Origin of the sequence: Streptomyces sp. NPDC102283 (assembly GCF_044766265.1) — a bacterium.
Taxonomy (GTDB): domain Bacteria; phylum Actinomycetota; class Actinomycetes; order Streptomycetales; family Streptomycetaceae; genus Streptomyces.
Genome location: NZ_JBIWLQ010000019.1, coordinates 170962 through 175012 on the forward strand (window position 1 = coordinate 170962; position 4051 = coordinate 175012).

The window sequence follows — 4051 nt, forward strand, 5'->3', positions numbered from 1 at the left end:
GGTGGGGGGGGGGGGGGGGGGGGGGGGGGGGGGGGGGGGGGGGGGGGGGGGGGGGGTGTGGGGGGGGGGGGGGGGGGGGGGGGGGGGCCCCCGGGGGGGGGGGGGGGGGCCCCCCCCCCCCGTCTCCCGCGGTCCCCGGACCGTCAGCGGCTGCCCGGGACCGCGGGGAAGTACCCCGAGTCCACGAAGAACTCGACGTACCTCGCCACGAGTTCCTCGTTGATCGCCGGGCACGTCACCCCGGTGCCCTCCAGCGCGGCTTCGGTGGCCGACGTGTCGAACGCCGGATAGAAGCTGTCCCCGCCGGACGCCATCACCTCGAAGGCCTCCAGGAGCGGATGGAGCGGGTTCTCCGCGTCCGCGGTGATCCGCTCCTGCCACTCCTGGAGGGGGACCTCCTTGAGCGCGTAGCCGCTCGAGCGCAGATACCGTACGAACTCCGCGTAGTTGAGACTGTTCTGGTTGGACAGGTGGAACGTGCTGCCCAGGGACCCGGGCCGGTGCGAGAGCGCCAGCACGGCACCGCTCACATAGTCCACCGGCACCGCGTGGATCTCGCCCGAGACCCCCGGCGGGACGGCCCCCGCCTGCAGCAGCCCCTTCAGGCTCAGCCACACGAAGTCCCGGGTCTGGCAGGCGCCCGATTCCCGGTCGCCCGACACCACGTCCACCCGGTACACGCTCACCGGGATGCCGCGCTCCCGGGCCAGCCCGATCACCCCCTCCGCCACCCACTTGCTCTGCACGTAACCCGTGGGCAGGATCTCGGCGGGCCCGGTGGTGTCGGCGACGGACAGCGGCACCCGGTCCTCGCGCGGGCCGGCGAAGACGCCCACGGTCGACACGTAGTGGACCGGGACCGTGCGGTGCCTGGCGGCGAGCCGCAGCACCTCCTGCGTGCCCCCCACGTTGGCGGCCTTCAACTCCGTGTACGGGCGCAGCCAGTGCACGGTGGCCCCCGCGTGATACACCACATCGGCAGTACGGGCCAGCGCGTCGAACCGCTCCTCGCCCAGGCCCAGCCGGGGCTGGGCGAGATCCCCGAGCACGATCCTCAGCCGCGCGGTGTCCACGTCGTCCCAGATCCGGTACCACTGCATGTTCGCGCGGATGCGCTCCAGGGCCTGCGGCTCGCTGTCGCCGCGCACCAGGCAGTGGATCGTCGCGGACGTCGACCGCATCAGGTCCCGCAGCAGGAACGCGCCCACGAAACCGGTGGCGCCCGTGAGCAGCACCTCGGACGGATCGTCCGTGACGGCCACCGTCCCGGGCGCCGGCCGCACGTCGTCGTCGAGCCGGACCTCGGCGCGGAAGTCGACGGCCCGCCGGGCCCGGCCGCTCCCGCCGGCGCCGTCGACGACGGCCTCGCGCAGATAGCCGGCCAGCGCCGTGGGCGTGGGGTGGTCGAAGGTCAGGGTGGCGGGCAGCCGGGAGCCGGTCGCCCTGCCCAGGCGGTTGCGCAGTTCGACGGAGGTGAGCGAGTCGAAGCCCAGGGAGGAGAAGAGCTGCTCGGCCGTGATGGCGTCGCCGGTGGTGTCGGTGTGCCCGAGGACCGCTGCCGCCGCCGAACGGACCAGGGCGAGCAGCAGCGCGTGCTGGGCCTGCTCGTCCAGCCCCGCCAGCTGCTTGCCCAGCGTCCCCGAGGTGCCCGAAGCGGTGTTCTGCGCGATGCGCCGCACCGGACCGGTCAGCAGACCGGCGAGCACCCGGGGCGCCTCGGCGGCGTTGTCCCGCAGCATGCCCAGATCCATCGGGGTGACCACCAGCTCCGGGTGGCCGAGCGCGAGCGCGGCGTCCATCAGCGCGGGGCCGCCCGCCCGGGTGAGCGGACGGAAACCGGAGCGGGCGATCCGCCTGAGGTCGGCCTCCTCCAGATGCCCGCTCATGCCGCCGTCCTGCTCCCACAGACCCCAGGCCAGGGACGTGGCGGCCAGACCGCGTGTGGCACGGTGGTGGGCGAGGGCGTCGAGGAAGGCGTTGGCGGCCGCGTAGTTGGACTGGCCGGGGCCGCCGATCACACCGGCCACGGACGAGAACAGCACGAACGCGTCCAGCCGCAGATCCTGCGTCAGATCGTGCAGGTGCCAGGCCGCGTCGGCCTTCGGCCGCAGGACGCGGCCGAGCTGCTCGGCGCTCTGGGCCGAGATCAGCCCGTCGTCCAGGACACCGGCCGTGTGGACGACACCGGTCAGCGGGTGCTCGGCGGGAATCCCCGCCAGCAGCGCGGCCAGCGCCTCGCGGTCGGCCGTGTCGCAGGCGGCCACGGTGACCCGGGCCCCCAGCTCCTCCAGCCCGGCGACCAGGCGGTCGGCCCCCGGGGCCGCGGGGCCGCGCCTGCTGGTGAGCAGAAGGCGCTTCACCCCGTGCTCGGTGACCAGGTGCCTGGCGAACAGGGCGCCCAGGGAGCCGGTGCCACCGGTGATCAGTACGGTTCCCCGGCCGCTCCACGGGTTCGCGGCCGGCGGGCCGGAGGGCGCGGCGGCCGGGGACAGCCGCGGCACGAACGCCCGGGAGCCGCGCAGGGCGACCTGGGGCTCGCGCAGCGCCAGAGCGGCCGTGAGCAGCTGATACGACGGCACCCCGCCCCTGCCCTGACCGGCGCCCCCGTTCCCGTTCCCGTTCACGTCCGGGCCCAGGTCCCCGTCCAGGTCCCCGTCCAGGTCCAGGTCCAGGTCCTCGTTCACGTCCACCAGCACGATGCGGCCGGGCGCCTCGGACTGGGCCGAGCGCGACAGGCCCCACACCGCGGTGGCGCTCGGGTCGACGGGGTCGGTGCCGGCCGTGGCCACGGCGCGCGTGGTCGCCACGACCAGCGGAGTGTCGGCGAGCGCGTCGTCGGCCAGCCACCGCTGGACCAGCGGCAGCAGCTGCCCGAGCCTGCTGTGGGCCAGCGCGGGCATGTCCACGCCCTCGCTCACGGACGCGGCCGGCAGGCGCAGCAGCACCGCGTCGGGCCCCCGGCCGGCCGCCACCTCGGCACGTAGCGCGTCCAGCCCCTCGGGCGTCGCCTCGCTCCACCGCAGGGGAGGTACGCGGTCGTTGAGCGCGATCGGCACCCAGCGCACCTGGAAGACGGAGTCGTGCAGCCCCGCGCCGGTCACCTCCGGCTCCGTCCCGCCGGCCTCCCGCACCGCCGGTGAACGCAACGACGCGACCGGCTGCCCGTCCTCGTCGGCCAGCTGCATGGACGGCATCCCGCCGTCCCGCGCGGGGGCGATCCGCACGCGCAGCGCCGTGGCCCCGGTGGCGTACAGCCGCACACCGCCCCATTCGGCGGCGAAACGCGAGGCCGCCGGGTCCGTGGCGTCCGCCGCCGGGTCGGTGGCGTCCGCCGGCGCGCCGGCCGGAGCCGGGAACGACGTGCGGACGGCGGCTTCGAGGAGCGCGGGGTGCAGTCCGAAGCGCGCGGCGTCGGGCCGCGCCTCCTCGGGCAGCCGCACCTCGGCGAAGAGCTCGTCGCCCCGGGCCCACAGGCCCGTCACCTCGTCCGACGCCGGAGCACCGGCCACAGGGGCCGCGCCGGCCGGCGGCCACTGGCCGAGGTCGAACGCCGGGTCGGGACCGGCGAAGCCCATCGTGCCCGCCGCGTGCTCGGTCCACGGCGCGCCGGGCCGGCCGTCCGGACGCGCGTGGATGGAGACGGCGCGCTGATGGGCCTCGGCGCCGGAGTCGGCGCCGCCGGTGACCCGCACCTGGAGCTGGAGGGTGGTGCGGGGGGCGAGGGTGAGCGGGCGGGTGACGGTGAAGCGGTCCAGGACGGTGCAGCCGGTGTGGTCGCCCGCGCTGATGGCGAGTTCGACCAGGGCGGAGGCGGACAGCCCGGACAGGCCGGGGTGTGTGCGGGCGGAGACCTGGCTGGTGAAGACGGTGGTGTCGGTGCCGGCGACATGGACCGGGGCGCCGAGCAGGGGATGCCCGGTGGCGGCGGATCCGCCGGTGGGGACCTGGGCGCTGATCCAGTAGCGCTTGTGGTGGAAGGCGTAGGTGGGGAGGGGGGTGGGGTGGGGGTGGGTGGGGGTGAGGTGGGTGGTCCAGTCGATGGGGGTGCCGT

Annotated in this window: 1 protein-coding gene; it reads right to left on the reverse strand. The window is 75.8% G+C overall.

All coding sequences use genetic code 11. The features are described 5' to 3' along the window. Positions 1–143: 143 nt before the first annotated feature. Positions 144–4051, reverse strand: a 3908-nt coding sequence (locus tag ACIRJT_RS31075; RefSeq protein ID WP_403915670.1) for a thioester reductase domain-containing protein, incomplete at its 5' end; no start/stop codon positions are given.